This window comes from Sphingobium sp. UBA5915 (assembly GCF_002431195.1).
GTDB classification, from domain to species: Bacteria; Pseudomonadota; Alphaproteobacteria; order Sphingomonadales; family Sphingomonadaceae; genus Sphingobium; species Sphingobium soli.
This window is the reverse complement of record NZ_DJDV01000119.1, coordinates 1-14,361: the sequence shown is the minus strand read 5'-3', so window position 1 is coordinate 14,361 and position 14,361 is coordinate 1. Positions and strand designations below refer to the sequence as shown.

The 14,361-nt window shown below is 63.8% G+C and carries 16 protein-coding genes; 12 read left to right on the top strand and 4 right to left on the bottom strand.

Going from position 1 to position 14,361, the window contains the following annotated elements:
- The first annotated feature begins 202 nt into the window (after window positions 1-202).
- The 4 genes from yihA (at window position 203) to B2V90_RS20470 (ending at window position 3,200) form a co-directional block, all read left to right on the top strand.
- Window positions 203-850, top strand: a complete 648-nt coding sequence (gene yihA / locus B2V90_RS20485; RefSeq protein ID WP_009822728.1) for a ribosome biogenesis GTP-binding protein YihA/YsxC — start codon at window positions 203-205, stop codon at window positions 848-850.
- Window positions 851-959: 109 nt separating this feature from the next.
- Window positions 960-2,087 carry a peptide chain release factor 2 gene (prfB, locus tag B2V90_RS20480; protein ID WP_037543528.1) on the top strand — a complete coding sequence of 376 codons (1,128 nt, stop codon included), beginning with the start codon at window positions 960-962 and terminating at the stop codon, window positions 2,085-2,087.
- Window positions 2,087-2,818 carry a class I SAM-dependent methyltransferase gene (locus tag B2V90_RS20475; RefSeq protein ID WP_228220916.1) on the top strand — a complete coding sequence of 244 codons (732 nt, stop codon included), beginning with the start codon at window positions 2,087-2,089 and terminating at the stop codon, window positions 2,816-2,818. Before prfB ends, B2V90_RS20475 begins: the two co-directional genes overlap by 1 nt.
- 73 nt (window positions 2,819-2,891) lie before the next feature.
- Window positions 2,892-3,200, top strand: coding sequence for a PilZ domain-containing protein (locus B2V90_RS20470; protein ID WP_228220915.1), 309 nt, complete (start codon window positions 2,892-2,894; stop codon window positions 3,198-3,200).
- Here the strand turns inward: B2V90_RS20470 and B2V90_RS20465 are convergent, their stop codons facing one another.
- From B2V90_RS20465 to B2V90_RS20455, 3 genes are all read right to left on the bottom strand, one after another.
- Window positions 3,201-3,356, bottom strand: a complete 156-nt coding sequence (locus B2V90_RS20465) for a hypothetical protein (RefSeq protein WP_009822724.1) — start codon at window positions 3,354-3,356, stop codon at window positions 3,201-3,203.
- An 18-nt stretch (window positions 3,357-3,374) separates the two neighbouring features.
- On the bottom strand, window positions 3,375-4,085 hold the full coding sequence (locus tag B2V90_RS20460; RefSeq protein WP_009822723.1) for a hypothetical protein: 711 nt from the start codon (window positions 4,083-4,085) through the stop codon (window positions 3,375-3,377).
- 112 nt (window positions 4,086-4,197) lie between these two features.
- Window positions 4,198-5,409, bottom strand: a complete 1,212-nt coding sequence (locus B2V90_RS20455) for a toxic anion resistance protein (RefSeq protein ID WP_228220914.1) — start codon at window positions 5,407-5,409, stop codon at window positions 4,198-4,200.
- 186 nt (window positions 5,410-5,595) lie between these two features.
- On the opposite strand from B2V90_RS20455, the gene B2V90_RS20450 reads away from it, so the two are divergent.
- A complete protein-coding gene (locus B2V90_RS20450) occupies window positions 5,596-5,913 on the top strand; it encodes a DUF485 domain-containing protein (RefSeq protein WP_228220913.1) in 318 nt (105 codons plus the stop codon).
- Window positions 5,910-7,607 (top strand): cation acetate symporter, encoded by a 1,698-nt coding sequence (locus B2V90_RS20445; RefSeq protein WP_228220912.1) that lies wholly within the window; start codon window positions 5,910-5,912, stop codon window positions 7,605-7,607. Before B2V90_RS20450 ends, B2V90_RS20445 begins: the two co-directional genes overlap by 4 nt.
- A 36-nt stretch (window positions 7,608-7,643) precedes the next feature.
- On the opposite strand, the gene B2V90_RS20440 is transcribed toward B2V90_RS20445, so the two are convergent.
- Window positions 7,644-9,194, bottom strand: a complete 1,551-nt coding sequence (locus B2V90_RS20440) for a S10 family peptidase (RefSeq protein WP_228220911.1) — start codon at window positions 9,192-9,194, stop codon at window positions 7,644-7,646.
- Window positions 9,195-9,399: 205 nt separating this feature from the next.
- Here B2V90_RS20440 and typA point away from each other — a divergent pair, with 205 nt between their 5' ends.
- The 6 genes from typA to B2V90_RS20410 all read left to right on the top strand — a co-directional run.
- The gene (gene typA, locus B2V90_RS20435; protein WP_009822717.1) at window positions 9,400-11,220 is read left to right on the top strand and encodes a translational GTPase TypA; all 1,821 of its coding nucleotides are present in this window, start codon (window positions 9,400-9,402) and stop codon (window positions 11,218-11,220) included.
- 252 nt (window positions 11,221-11,472) lie between these two features.
- Window positions 11,473-11,964, top strand: coding sequence for a response regulator transcription factor (locus tag B2V90_RS20430; protein WP_228220909.1), 492 nt, complete (start codon window positions 11,473-11,475; stop codon window positions 11,962-11,964).
- Between the two features lie 66 nt (window positions 11,965-12,030).
- A complete protein-coding gene (locus tag B2V90_RS20425; protein ID WP_228220908.1) occupies window positions 12,031-12,381 on the top strand; it encodes a hypothetical protein in 351 nt (116 codons plus the stop codon).
- 62 nt (window positions 12,382-12,443) lie between these two features.
- On the top strand, window positions 12,444-12,863 hold the full coding sequence (locus tag B2V90_RS20420) for a hypothetical protein (protein ID WP_228220907.1): 420 nt from the start codon (window positions 12,444-12,446) through the stop codon (window positions 12,861-12,863).
- The gene (locus B2V90_RS20415; RefSeq protein ID WP_009822713.1) at window positions 12,841-13,326 is read left to right on the top strand and encodes a helix-turn-helix transcriptional regulator; all 486 of its coding nucleotides are present in this window, start codon (window positions 12,841-12,843) and stop codon (window positions 13,324-13,326) included. Before B2V90_RS20420 ends, B2V90_RS20415 begins: the two co-directional genes overlap by 23 nt.
- A gap of 80 nt (window positions 13,327-13,406) precedes the next feature.
- Window positions 13,407-14,361: NupC/NupG family nucleoside CNT transporter (locus B2V90_RS20410; RefSeq protein WP_293922991.1), on the top strand; the 955-nt coding region annotated here is incomplete at its 3' end.

The following is a 14,361-nucleotide window of genomic DNA, read 5'->3' as shown; positions in this document are numbered from 1 at the left end:
TGCTGGTCTACTGGATCACCAACAACTGCCTGTCGATGGCGCAGCAATGGTGGCTCTATCGCAAGCACCCGGTGCCCGCAGCCGCAGTGCCGGCGAAATAGCGCCAACGCCTACCTCCGTTCGGTTCGAGCTTGTCGAGAACGGCGCACGGGGTTCTCGCCCTTCGACAGGCTCAGGGTTCTCGAACCGAACGGATGTTGCTGTGACCGACCAAGACAATCCCGACCTGATCGAGGACGCGCGCAAGCTCTTTGCCGGGCCGATCGCCTTCCTCAAATCCGCGCCGGATCTTAAATTCCTGCCCGACATGGCAGTGAATGAAGTCGCCTTCGCGGGCCGTTCGAACGTGGGCAAATCCTCGCTGCTCAATGCGCTCACCAACCGCAACGGGCTGGCGCGCACATCCAATACGCCTGGTCGCACGCAGGAGCTTAATTTCTTCGACGTGGGCGATCCGCTGCGTTTCCGCCTCGTCGATATGCCCGGCTATGGCTATGCCAAGGCGCCCAAGGATATGGTCAAGAAATGGCGATTCCTGGTGAATGACTATCTGCGCGGCCGCGCGGCGCTCAAGCGCACGCTGGTGCTGATCGACAGCCGCCATGGCATCAAGGATGTCGACACCGACATGCTCGACATGCTGGACGGCGCGGCGGTCAGCTACCGCATCGTCCTCACCAAGGCGGATAAGATCAAGGCGAGCGCGCTCGCCGCCGTGACGCAGCAGACCGCCGACGCAATCCGCAAGCGCCCGGCCGCCCATCCCGACATCATCGCCACATCGAGCGAGAAGGGCATGGGCCTGCCCGAACTGCGCGCCGCGGTGCTCGAAAGCGTGACGCAGGGCTGACCCTTGACGAAGTGCCCGCGTATCGCGAAGTAACCCGCTTTCGACAAGACGGCCGCAACCCGCTACAGCGGCCGCATACGGCCTTGCGCCGCCTATTGGAGACATGACCATGCGCGCCGAAGCGCAGCAATATATCGACCGTATCGATGCCGCGCTTGCCCTGCTGCGCCAGTCGCTCGACTGGGACCGCGCGCTGCGCCGGCTGGACGAACTCAATGCCCGCGTCGAGGACCCGACCCTGTGGGACAATGCCAAGCAGGCGCAGGAGGTAATGCGCGAGCGCACCCGGCTCGACAGCGCCATCGGCGCGACCCGCGCGATCGAGGCGGAAAAGTCCGATACTGCCGAACTCATCGAGATGGCCGAGGCCGAGGGCGATGAAGGCATGGTGGACGAAGCGGTCGCGGCGCTCAAGGCGCTGGCCGACCGGGCGGACGAGGACAAGATCAAGGCGCTGCTCGCGGGGGAGGCGGACAGCTACGACACCTATTTGGAAATCCACGCCGGCGCGGGCGGCACGGAAAGCCAGGACTGGGCGGAAATGCTCAGCCGCATGTATCGCCGCTGGGCCGAACGGCGCGGCTACAAGGTCGAACTGGTCGATTATCAGGCAGGCGATCAGGCCGGGATCAAGTCGGCGACCTTCCTGATGAAGGGTGAAAACGCCTATGGCTATGCCAAGACCGAAAGCGGTGTCCATCGCCTCGTCCGCATCAGCCCCTATGACAGCAGCGCGCGCCGCCACACGAGCTTTTCATCCGTGTGGGTCTATCCGGTGATCGACGATGATATCGATATTGAGGTCAAGGAAAGCGACCTCAAGATCGACACCTATCGCGCATCGGGCGCGGGCGGGCAGCACGTCAACACCACCGATTCCGCCGTGCGCATCACCCACGTTCCCTCGGGCATCATCGTCGCGTCGCAGAATGACCGCTCGCAGCATAAGAACCGCGCCACCGCGATGAACATGCTCAAGGCTCGCCTCTATGAAGCCGAACTGCGCCGGCGCGAGGAAGCCGCGTCGAGCGACTATCAGGCCAAGACCGAAATCGGCTGGGGGCACCAGATCCGCTCCTATGTGTTGCAACCCTATCAGCTGGTGAAGGACCTGCGCACCGGCGTCACATCGACCTCGCCCGACGATGTGCTCGACGGCGCGCTTGATCCGTTCATGGCGGCCGCGCTGAGCCAGAAGGTGACGGGCGAGAAGGTCGATGTGGAGGATGTCGACTGATGATCCGGGCGGCACTGGCGGGCGCGCTTGTCCTGCTGTCCGCCTGCGACCAGTTGAGCGGCGGCAATGCGTCCCAGCGCCCTGTCGCCGCCCGTGATTTTCCGCGCGCCGATCGCCCGGTGGCGCCGATCGTATCGACCCGCTGGTCCAGCGAGGAAGCGCGCGATCGCGTCAATGAGGCGGAAGACATCATGGACCGGGCGGGCATCCGTCCCGGCATGACCGTCGCCGACATCGGCGCTGGCGAAGGCTATTATACGGTGCGCCTGGCCCAAAGGGTCGGCCCCACCGGCCGGGTCCTGGCCGAAGACATATTGCCCGAAGTCATAGAGGCGCTGTCGCGGCGCATTACGCGTGAGGAATGGGACAATGTCAGCGTCAAGCTGGGCGCGCCCGAAGACCCGCGCCTGCCCGAAAACAGCTTCGATCGCATTCTGATGGTCCATATGTATCATGAGATTGCAGAGCCTTACGCCTTCCTCTGGCATCTTAGCCCGGCGCTGAAGCCCGACGGCGAATTGATCGTCGTCGATGCGGATCGGCCGACCGATCAGCACGGCACGCCGCCGCGCCTGCTGGCGTGCGAACTGGCGACCATGGGTTTTCGCATGGAAGAACTCATCCCCAAACCAACGGCTGGGGGCTATTTCGCGCGGTTCCGCCGCATTGTGGCGCGCCCGGATCCGTCCGCCATCATCCCCTGCGCGATCAACCAGCGATCACAGGGTTAATATGGCGATCAGGCTGAAAGGATGATCCCATGTACCTGCCGATGCGTTATAGTAGGCATCCGGGAGGTAAAGCATGACGCAAAGTGAACCCAGGACAGAGCTGTCCTTCGGCCCTACACGCGCGCCGCGCCATAAATTATTCGAACCCGTTTCCCTGTGGCGCGATGGCGCATCCGTGCGCGGGCATCTGCTCGATCTGTCGGCGACCGGCGCGCTATGCCATAGCGACATGCCGTTTCGGGCGGGGGATCGGGTGCTGATCGACGCGGATTGTCTAGGCGTCGCTGGGCGAGTGGTCTGGTCAGGCGGCAAGCGGTTCGGACTTCATTTTGACGCGGCGCTGCCGGCATCCGTCCTGGACCGAGTCCTGCACCAGAGCTGATCAGCTTTTCCGGCGCCAGCGCCGTACCATCGACAATCCCAGAAAGCCGCCGCCCACGACCGCGGCGATCGCGCCCCCGGCCGACGCCAGCGCCCAGGCCCCGGCCGCTAGTAGCCCGGTCAGGAAATCGACGATGATGAGGGTCAGGTGGATCATGACGGGATCAGGCCGGCGCTAGCGGCCCAGATCCTTGGCTTCCTGATATTTCAGTTCCAGAAACCGGTTCTGCGTCGCCAGCTTGTCAAGGTCGCCGCTGGCCAGATTTTCCGTCATGCGCGCAATTTCCGCCTCGATGACGCCCAGCCCTTCGACCAACTGCTTTTCGGGCACGCGACCATTGCGTTCCTCCCGCCGCATGGGCGCGGGAATGGACTGATAGCCGGTGACGAGCTCAGGCAGATGATCCGACAGCAAGCGGCGGATTTCCAGAGCCGCAGGGTCCTGTTCATTCAGCCGCTCCAACTGCGGCGCCAGCGTCTCCAGCCGCACGCCGATGCTGTCGATCAGGGTCACGGCCGGCGCGGGCAGGGCCTTGCGCTGCGTTTCCAGCCAGATTTCGGTCTTGAGGGGGAGGGCGGGGAGTTCGGTCTGCGCCAGCGTGTCGGCGCTGACCGGACGGTCGCCGGGCAGCAATGCGAAAAACATTGTCGCGATCAGCAGCAGCCCCAGCACGATCATCACGCCATTGGTGCCCAGCGGCAGGAACCATCCGGCGATCATCGCGCCCATCAGGATGACGAAGATCGCGCCGCCAATGCGCCCCAGCCGCCGCATGATCGACGCATTGCGGCGGTCGCGCGCCCGCGCCGACAGGCTGCGTCCGCGTTCGCTATGGCGGCGCAGCACCGCCTCGGCATCGGCCAGCACGCGGTCGGACCGGCTCATGCTTGTCCCGTTTCCGTTCGGTTCGAGTAGCCGTCGAGCCTGCCGAGACGGCGTATCGGGAACAGTTCTCGACAGGCTCGAACCGAACGGAAGGAAGCAGCGCGCATCCCGCTCACCCCTCGATCGCGCTCAGCAGCGGATTGTCGACGCGCGCCTCCTGCGCCGCCTGCGCCTGGCCCTGCGCCCGCGCGATATAGCCCTTGGACTTTTCCACCTCGTTCGACAGCGTGTTCACTGTCGTCTTCATATTCTCCAGGGCCTTCATCTTGAACGTGTCGATATTATCCATCGTGTCGTAGATATTCTGGAAGGCGCGTTGCAGCGTCTCGATGGGGATCGTGCTCGACGCCGCCTGCTCATGGATCTGGGCGGTCTGGCTTTTCAGCAGTTCGCCAGTCCGGTCGATCATGTTGGCGGTCGTGGTGTTGAGCGCGGTGATCTGTTCCAGCACCAAGCGTTGCCCGACCAGCGCCTGCGCCACCGTCACGGCAGTCCGCAGCGCCGCCACCGTCGTTGTGCTCGCGCGGTCGACGCCCTTCACCAGCTCGACATTGTTCTTCTTGACCAGATCAAGCGCCAGATAGCCCTGCACCGTCACCGCCATCTGCGTCAGCAAATCCTGCGTGCGCTGGCGGATGTAGAACAGCGCGCTTTCGCGGATCGCCTTGGCCTTGGCCGGATCGGTGGAATCCAGGTCCATCGCCTTGGCTTCCAGCCGCGCGTCCATGGTCTTGCTGATATGGATCATCTGTTCCAGGCGACCCATGGTGGCCCACATATTCTGCCGCTCGACATCGATCGCGGCATTATCTTTGATCAGCGTGTCCTTGCCGCTGGCAAGGCTGCCCAGGATCGAATTGATATGCCCCTGCGCGCTTTTGTAGCCGTCGAAATAGTCGCGCATCTTGTTGCCGAAGGGGATGATGCCGAACAGCTTCTTGGGCGCGAGCAGGCTGCCGCGCTTGCCAGGGTCCAGATCCTCGACCGTGCGGCGCAATTCGGCCAGGTCGGCGCCGACCTTGCTGTCACTGTCCATCGCGCGCACCGGCCGGTCCAGGAAGCGGTTGCTGTGTCCGGCCGCCTCGGCGATTTCCTTGCGCCCCATATTCGTGAGCTGATCCACGCGCTTGCCGAATTCGGGCGAATTGGCGTCCTGCGCGACCAGATCCTCGACAAAGGCGTCGACCTTCTCGTCCAGCTTGGACTTCTTCTCCTCGTCGATCGGCACCAGCCCCGCGGCCTTGTCAGGCGCGACCGCCGGCACCGGATCGGGCGGCGTCAGGTTGAGCGGGTCGGCGGTAGCGGTGGGCGCGGTCGAAGCCATGTCATCTCCTGATAAGCCCAAGGGCGGCACGAGCTGTTATATGTGCATAAAACAGTCAGTCGCAAGTCTGCGCAACTTTTCGAGCCCCTGTTATAAGGCCTGCGCCCCCGCCATTGCAATCGCCCGCCGCCGGGCTAGCATGGCCGCAATATGGCGACGCTCGCCGCATGATGGGAAGGGGGCAGGGTGCAGGACGAACAGGACAGGCTGGTGGCGGCTGTCGCGGCTGATCCACGCTATGAAGCGCTGGTGGCGCGCCGGTCGCGGCTGGGCTGGACGCTCTCGGCGGTCATCTTCGTCGCCTTTGTCGGCTACCTGCTGCTGATCGCCTTTCGCCCTGCGCTGCTGGCGACGCCGTTCGGGACGGGCGTCACCTCGCTTGGCATTCCGCTCGGCCTTGGCCTCATCCTGCTCGCCATCGCGCTGACCGGCCTCTATGTGCGCCAGGCCAATCGCCATCATGATGCGCAGATGGCCGCCATAATTCGGGATCATGGCGCATGAAGGCGCAGCTGCTTGCGGCATTCGCCCTATTGCTACCCATGCCCGCCTTCGCCGCCGCGCTGGAGGGGGAGGCGCAGCGCCAGCCCATCAACTGGGTGGCGATCGCGATGTTCGTCGCCTTTGTCGGCCTGACGCTCTGGATCACCAAGGCGGCGGCCGCGCGCACCCGTACCGCGTCGGATTTCTATACCGCGGGCGGCGGCATCACCGGTTTCCAGAACGGCCTCGCCATGGCGGGCGACTATATGTCGGCCGCCTCCTTCCTGGGCATATCGGCGCAGATTTTCACGGATGGCTATGACGGCCTCATTTATTCCACCGGCTTCCTCGTCGGCTGGCCGATCCTCCTGTTCCTGATGGCCGAACGGCTGCGGAACCTTGGTCGCTACACCTTCGCCGATGTCGCCTCCTACCGCTTCGCCCAGCCGCCGGTGCGTAGTTTCGCAGCGGTCAGCACGCTGCTGGTCGTCAGCTTCTACCTCGTCGCGCAGATGGTGGGCGCGGGGCAGCTCATCAAATTGCTGTTTGGCCTGCCCTATGCCGCCGCCGTGGTGATCGTCGGTGGCCTCATGATGCTCTATGTCCTGTTCGGCGGCATGCGGGCGACCACATGGGTCCAGATCATCAAGGCGGTGCTGCTGCTGGGCGGCGCCAGCTTCATGGCGGTGATGGTGCTGGCGCAGGCCGGCTTCAGCCTGGAAACCCTCTTCGCCCGCGCCGTCGAGGTGAAGACGCAGGCCGCGCTGGCCACCGGCGCATCTGCGGACCAGGCAGCCCAGCAGGGCCGCGCCATCATGGCGCCCGGCGGCTTCATCAAGGACCCCGTGTCCGCCATCTCCTTCGGCCTTGCGCTCATGCTCGGCACGGCGGGCCTGCCGCACATATTGATGCGCTTCTTCACCGTCCCGGACGCGAAGGAGGCGCGCAAGTCGGTGCTCTGGGCGACCGGCTGGATCGGCTATTTCTATATCCTGACCTTCATCATCGGCTTCGGCGCGATCCTGCTTGTCGGCACCAATGCCGCTTATCTTGACGGGCAGGGGGCCTTGCGCGGCGGCGGCAATATGGCGGCGATCCATCTGGCGCATGCCATCGGCGGCAATGCCTTTCTCGGCTTCATTTCGGCGGTCGCCTTCGCCACGATCCTCGCTGTCGTCGCGGGCCTGACGCTCTCGGCCGCCTCTGCCGTCAGCCATGATCTTTACGCCACCGTCCTGCGCCACGGACAGGCCAGCTCGGCCGATGAACTGCGCGTGTCGCGGATCACCACGCTGGCGCTCGGCGCGCTTGCCGTGCTGCTCGGCCTCGTCTTTGAAAAGCAGAATGTCGCCTTCATGGTCAGCCTCGCCTTCGCGCTCGCCGCGTCGGGCAATTTCCCGGTGCTGATCCTGTCCCTGCTCTGGAGCGGATGCACCACGCGCGGCGCGGCTTGGGGCGGGACGATCGGGCTGCTCACGGCTTTCGTGCTGACCCTGCTGTCGCCGGCGGTCTGGACGACGACCTTCGGGCTGGGGGACGCGCCTTTCCCCTATAGTTCGGCCGCGATCGTCTCGGTGCCCGCCGGCTTCCTCGCTATCTGGCTCATTTCGCTAGTCGACCGCTCGCCCCGCGCGGCGATCGACAAGGCAGGCTACCCAGCGCAGCGTGTCCGCGCCGAAACCGGCATCGGCGCCTTCGCCGCAAGCGATCATTGAAATATGGGGCGGTGGAAACCCACCGCCCCACGCGTGTCAGCGCGCCCCTTCGGCGTAATAGCGCTCCATATCCAGCCGCATCTGGTGCAGCGCCTCGGGATTCAGATAGACCATGTGGCCCGCCGGATAATAGCGGAACTGCAAGTTGCCGCGCAGCTGCGGCTCCAGCATCATGTGCTTGAGGTCGCGCTCGGTCGAAAAGAAGGGCGTCGCCATGTCATAATAGCCGTTCAGGGACAGCACGCGCAGATGCGGATTGGTGCGCATCGCGGCCGACAGGTCGGCGGTCACGTCGGCAACGTTCTGCTTGCCCCCTTCGGGCGGCTGGTGGCTCCAGTCCCATTTGAAATCGCCGCCCTCCCGTGCGCTCAGGCGATAGGACAAGTCCGTCTTGTAGCCGATCTGGCGCGTCACCTGATCCAGGAAGCTGCCGACATAGAGACCGGTGATCCCCGTGCTCGACGGGTCATATTCCGGTTCCTCGCCCGCCGTGTCGGCATCGATGCCGGTATAGCGGCTGTCGAACCGCCCCAGCGTCGCGTGCTCGTCGCGCAGCAATTCCTTGCGAAAACGCGACAGGTTCACGCGCAAATTCGCGCGCTTGAGATAATCGACCGACAGGCCGGTATAGCGGTTGAGCTGGCGCGCGATCTCGTCCGTCTCCTGCGGCGTGATGTCGGATCCTTTCAGCAGCGCGGTGGCATAGGGGCCATTGGCGAATTGCCGCGCTTCCTCGACAAATGCCTCCAGGCTGCCGGGGCGGCCGCCGGGCACCTTGTTATGATACCAGGCGGTGGCGGCATAGCTTGGCAGATAGCCGATATGGATGGTGTCGAAGCCCGACTGGCGGATGCCGTAATTCATGATCGATGACAGCAGCACCACGCCGTTCAGCGCCAGGCCGCGATCCTCCAGCTGATAGGCCAGCGCACCCGACCGGGTCGTGCCATAACTTTCTCCGAAAATATATTTGGGGTCGCCCCAGCGGCCATTCTTGGTCGTGTAGCGGATGATCGCCTTGGCAAAGGCGTCCACATCCTGATCCACGCCGTAGAAGTCCGAACCCTTGGCGTCGCCAATCGGGCGCGAATAGCCCGCCCCGATCGCGTCCAGGAATACCATGTCGGTGCTGCCGATCAGGCTGTCATTATTGGGACCGACGTCAAACGGCGCGGGCTTGACCGCCTGCGGGTCGGTGGTGCGCACATGCATCGGCGCGAAGCTTCCCATGCGCAGCCAGAGCGACGAAGACCCCGGGCCGCCATTATAGAAGAAAGTAACGGGGCGGTTCTTTCCGGCCGCGGTATAGGCGGTATAGAACATGCTCCCCATCGGCTTGCCCTGTTCATCGCGGATGGTCAGCGTGCCCGCCGTCTGGGTATAGGCGATGCTCTTGCCATCCACCCGCGCCGTCCCCTTGCCGCTTTGCGTCACTTCCTCGACCGGCGCGCTGGCCCAATTGGCCGCGACCGCCTCGGCGACCTTTTCGGCATGCTGCTTCTGCGCGTCGGGCGCGTCCTTCTGCGCCAGCGCGGGAGAAGCCAGCGCAGCCAGAGAAACAAGAGTCAGGGAGATAGGCAGCCGCATGGGCAAATGGTCCTTTCTGGTGGTGCGATCCTGTGTTGCTTCCATAGAGCAGTTATACGGCTGTGCAACTATCCATGTTATTCTGTCTCATCCCTCCACCGATGCGGCCGCCCTTGCCGCAGCGCGGCATTTCCTGTAGGGGCGCGCCCGATAGTCCCGTCCCGGCGTGGTGCCGAACCGGGAAACCCGATCCCAAAGGCCGTTCATGTCCCAGCGTAATATCGCCATCATCGCGCACGTCGACCATGGCAAGACCACCCTCGTCGATCAGCTTTTCCGCCAGTCCGGCACCTTCCGCGACAATCAGCGCGTGGAAGAACGCGCGATGGATTCCAACGACCTGGAAAAGGAACGCGGCATCACCATTCTGGCCAAGCCCACCTCGGTCGAATGGAACGGCACGCGCATCAACATCGTCGACACCCCCGGCCACGCCGACTTCGGCGGTGAGGTGGAACGCATCCTCTCGATGGTCGACGGCGTCATCCTGCTGGTCGATTCGTCGGAAGGCGCGATGCCCCAGACCAAGTTCGTGACCGGCAAGGCGCTGGCGCTGGGCTTGAAGCCCATCGTCGTCGTCAACAAGGTCGACCGCCCCGACGAGCGCATCCAGGAAGTGCTGGACGAAGTATTCGACCTGTTCGTGACGCTGGACGCCAATGACGAACAGCTCGACTTCCCGGTCCTCTACGCGTCGGGCCGCAACGGCTATGCCAGCGAAGACCCGCAGCGCCGCGAAGGCACGCTGGAGCCAATGTTCCAGAAGATCGTCGATCATGTACCGCCGCCGGCGCTGGACGAGGATGCGCCGTTCAGCTTCCTCGTGACGCTGCTCGACCGCGACAATTTCCTGGGTCGTATCCTGACCGGCCGCGTCCAGTCGGGCACGCTCAAGGTCAACCAGCCGATCCACGCGCTCGATGTGGACGGTAACGTGATCGAAACCGGCCGCGCGTCGAAGATCCTGTCCTTCCGCGGCCTGGACCGCGTGCCGGTGGACGAAGCCAAGGCGGGCGACATCATCTCGCTGGCTGGCCTCACCGTCGCGACCGTCGCCAACACCATCGCCGACCCGCAGGTCAGCGAGCCGATCAAGGCGCAGCCGATCGACCCGCCGACGCTGTCGATGCGCTTTGCCGTCAATGATTCGCCGATGGCCGGTCGTGAGGGCAGCAAGGTGACGAGCCGCATGATCCGCGATCGCCTGGCCCGCGAAGCGGAATCCAACGTCGCGATCAAGGTCACCGAATCGGAAGACAAGGACAGTTTCGAAGTCGCCGGCCGTGGCGAACTTCAGCTGGGCGTTCTCATCGAAACCATGCGTCGCGAAGGGTTCGAACTAGGGATCAGCCGTCCCCGCGTGCTGTTTGGCGAAGACGAAAACGGCGGCAAGACCGAACCGTATGAAACCGTCGTCATCGACGTGGATGATGAATTTTCCGGCACGGTCGTCGACAAGATGAACATCCGCAAAGCGGAAATGACCGACATGCGCCCCTCGGGTGGCGGCAAGACCCGCATTACCTTCTCTGCGCCGTCGCGCGGCCTGATCGGCTATCATGGCGAATTCCTGTCCGACACGCGCGGCACGGGCATCATGAACCGGCTGTTCGAAAAATATGGCCCGCACAAGGGCAAGATTGAAGGGCGCAAGAACGGCGTCCTCATTTCGAACGGCGCGGGCGAAGCCAATGCCTATGCCCTGGGTCCGCTGGAAGAACGCGGAATCCTGTTCGTGGGCGTGGGCGAAGCCCTCTATGAAGGCATGATCATCGGCGAGAACGCCAAGCCCGAAGATCTTGAAGTCAACCCGATGAAGTCGAAGGCGCTCACCAACTTCCGCGCCAGCGGCAAGGATGACTCGATCCGCCTGACCCCGCCCAAGAAGATGACGCTGGAACAGGCCATCGCCTATATCGACGATGATGAAATGGTCGAAGTGACGCCCAAGACCATCCGCCTGCGCAAGCGCTATCTCGATCCCAATGAGCGCAAGCGCATGAGCCGGGCGAAGGCGGCCGCCTGATCGGCGATTGATTTTCGAAGGGGCCGGCGCCGCAAGGTGCCGGCCCCTTCATTTTTACGGCGCGACTCAAAATGGGACAGGTCAGGGGACGCATGGCCGCGCGCATTTGCGTCGGCTTGCCCTGTCATGTCATCTTTGCGCCCTAGAGCGAACCGAATCGTAACCGATGCTTTTGCAAGCAAGTTGCGTGACGGGTGCTATGATCGCCAATGATCGTTGGGCACCATGGCCGCACGCAGGAGGAAAGACGGAGTGGCGGAGACCCTGCCAGCCTTGAGCGAGGGAGAAAAGCAGTGTCTGCGCCTTGTCGCGCAGGGCTTCAACTCCAAGGAAATCGCGCGGCAGCTGCATGTGTCCGAGCATACGGTCGATCAGCGCGTGCGCACCAGTTTGCGCAAATTCAACGTGCCTTCGCGCAAGGAAGCGGCGCGCCTTTTCGTTTCGGCTGAACAACCATCGCCCCAGAACGGCACATATCAGCCATTGATATATCAATCGCAACCGCTTGCCTCCGATCCCGAACCTGCGTCATCCAGTGCTCAGCCGGACAGGCCGGATGATGAGCAGCAGCCCAGAACGCTCTTGCGACGCATCCTCGCCTTCGGCCCGCCGCTAGGGGGATCGACCAATGAACTGAGTATCGATGGCCGCATATTGGCGATGGTCCGGGCCGCTATTTTGACCGGTGTCGGCGTCGTCGCTTTGCTGCTGTTGCTCGCCGGAGCGTTCCGGCTGTTGGCCTGATCTTTCCTGAAATGCCCTGCTGATAGAACGCACCGCTTCACTTGGCGTGTGCGAAGGAGAAGACTTGTGCTGAACCTCGACCCCGTCAAGACACAGGCTGTCGCCGCCCAGACCCGTCAGGCCTTCGCTGCGCTGGATACCGCGCTTGTCGATGCCGCCCAACTGACCACTGCCTTTCTTGCCGCTTCCCAGGGGTCAGGCCTCACGGCGAGCGAAAGTCAGCGCATTCTTAAGCAGATTCACGAAAGCGCGACCAAGATCATCGAGGGCCGCGGAGACATGATCCGCGCCACCGCACTGCTCACCCGCTGCCTTGAACATAGCGCCATTCCCGTGACGTCCGTCGGTTGCCCGATCGGCCTCGAGCAGGAAGAAGACAAGCGCGAAACCGCGCATCACCTGACCCTGGTCGCCTGACCGGGCGGGAAGTCGCTGGCGTTCGACCGGATGTTTGACCCCTCTCACAAACGGAGATTCGAATGCTGGCGGCTTCCTTTTGGCTCCTGACCGTGATGGCCTGCCTCTTCGCGGCCATATTTGGCGGCCGGGAAGGGCGATGGTTTGTCGGATTGTTCCTTTCCAGCGTGGTGCTCACCATTCCGGCACAGTTGGCCGGATCCTGGCATGCCACGCAATTCTGGTTGGCCATGGTCGACATATTGTTGCTGGCTGGCCTGGTGTGGCTGATGCTCCGGGCGACCTGCTATTGGCCGATCTGGGCCGCAGCCAGTCAGTTTCTGACGGTGCTCACCCACTGTGTGACGCTGCTTCTCAGCAATTTTTCCGACCGCATCTACGCCGGCCTCAGCACGGTCTGGGTCATCCCGCTCCTGCTTTTCACCATCATCGGCATCGAACTCGACCGAAAGGCCCGCCATGACCGCGCATATGCCGCCTGAACGCGCGATGCCCAGCCAGCAGGCCGTCGATCTGGTGGTCGCGCTGCAACGCTGCCTCACCCGTTTTCATGCGTTGCAGGAAGAACCACCGGTTCTCGACGGGCAGGATGGCGATGGCTTCACCATGCTCGCGCGCTATGTCGAGGCGCGGCGGGCGCGCTCGATGCTCTTTGGTCAGGGGCTGTTCGCCGACCCGGCTTGGGACCTGCTGCTGGCCCTCTTCCAGGCGGAACTGGAAGATCGCACGATGACACTGGAACAGCTCACCGAAACGCTGCGCCTGTCGATGAATGTCATGCTCAATCATGTCGGCATATTGGAACGGCGCGGCCTGCTGGCCGAACATAGTCTGTCGCCCCGTGGCCAACGCCGCCGGATCATGCGCCTGACGCCGTTGGCGGTGGACGCGATGACCTCATGGCTGTCGATCGCCTTTGGCGGGGAGGATGCCACTTCGGCATAGCAAGCGCCCAAAAGGCTGGCTTCCGCGCGCCGCTCTCCATATAGTCGGTGGCGTTTGCCCTATTCCCGCGAAAGCGCTTCATGCATCTTCTCATCGGCCTCGCCGGCATCGTCCTCATTCTCGCCATCGCCTTCGCCCTTTCATCCAACCGCCGCGCCATTCGTCCGCGCGTGGTGGGCGCGGCCTTCCTGTTGCAGGCGGGGATCGCGCTGCTGGTGCTCTACGTACCGGCTGGCCGCGCGATCATCGCGGGCATGTCGCGGGGTGTGTCGAACCTGCTCGGCTATGCGCAGGCGGGCACCGATTTCATCTTCGGGCCGCTCGCCCGTCCCGATATCGGCGGCGCGAGCTTCGCGATCGCCGCGCTGCCGGTCATCATCTTCTTCGCCAGTCTGGTGTCGATCCTCTATTATCTGGGCATCATGCAGTTCGTCGTCCGCTGGGTCGGCGGCGCGATTGAAAAGGTGACGGGCGTCTCCAAGGTCGAAAGCCTGTGCGCGGCGGCCAATATCTTCGTCGGCCAGAGCGAAAGCCCGCTGGTGATCCGCCCTTATCTCGCCGCGCTCAACCCCGCGCAGCTGTTTGCGGTGATGACCAGCGGCATGGCGGGGGTCGCCGGCACCATTCTGGCCGCCTATGCCTCCATGGGGATCCGGATCGACTATCTGCTTGCCGCCAGCTTCATGGCTGCGCCCGGCGGCTTGCTGATGGCCAAGATCATCATGCCCGATGAGCCTGAACGCGAACCTGAACTGCCGCTGGGGTCGCATCATGATCTGCCGCTGCCCGATGCGCGGATGAGCGGCGCCGGCCCGGCCGCGCTTATGAGCGAAACGACGCCGGGCGAGCCCATGCCGCCTGCCACCCATGATGAGGAACGCCCCGCCAACATCATCATGGCCGCCGCGCAAGGGGCGCAGACAGGTGTCAAGCTCGCCGTCGCGGTCGGCGCGATGGTGCTGGCCTTCGTGGCGCTTGTGGCGCTCGCCAACGGCATATTGGGCGGCATCGGCGCGCTGTTCGGCTATCCCGATC